Source organism: Oleiphilus sp. HI0043 (assembly GCF_001634935.1).
Map to the genome: position 1 here is coordinate 1 of NZ_LWEY01000229.1, position 787 is coordinate 787.

1 pseudogene is annotated in these 787 nt (G+C 46.1%); it reads right to left on the reverse strand.

Annotated elements, in window-relative coordinates:
- Positions 1-787: pseudogene (locus A3729_RS03655) on the reverse strand (phenylalanine--tRNA ligase subunit beta); the annotation flags it as partial.

Consider the following 787-nt stretch of genomic DNA (forward strand, 5'->3'; position numbering starts at 1 on the left):
AGGGTGAATAGCCCCTAAATAGCCGATTTTTTTACCATTTTTTACAATCTGTGCAGTCTGCCCAGGGTGTAAAGCAGCATGTTCACCCTTCTCGAAAGCGACTGTCGGGTCAATTGAGAACAATAAATTCTCAAGATCGGCCTTCACATCAAAGAAGTCGATTGCTCTGCTTTCATTACACCAGTTTTCGTTTTGAACAGTGCCTGAGACAACGCCCGAGATCATTCTAGTTTGAACAATCTCTTCGCCTTCTTGAACAAACTTTAGACCTGTCTCAAAAAACTTAACTCGGGGCTGCTGGCGCTTCTGGTTGTAGCTTAGTGCTTTTAGCAAGCCAGGCCATAAAGACGTTCTCATCACAGCCAAATCAGCTGAGATTGGGTTTGCCAAAGCGATACCCTGCTCTTCAGGCGTCACGAGCTTTTGTGTTTCTTCGTCAACAAAGCTGTAAGTGATTGCCTCCTGATAACCTAAACTCACCAAACGATCAGCCAGGTAGTCCTGCGGGAAGATATCTTCGTCGACGGCCCGCAGCTTCATTGAGCCTAATGCAGTCGTTTTAGGTAGTTTGTTATAGCCGTAGACCCGACCAATTTCTTCAATCAGGTCTGGTTCAATGGCAATATCGAAACGATAGCTTGGCACAGCAAAGGTCCACTGCCCCTCTGCTCGATCAACAACTTCAAGCCCAAGGCGCGTTAGAATCTCTTCTATTTCAGCTGTCTCTACCTTCAAGCCTAAGAGCGACTCAACTTTAGTTTCACGCAAGGTCACAGTCGAAGACTTA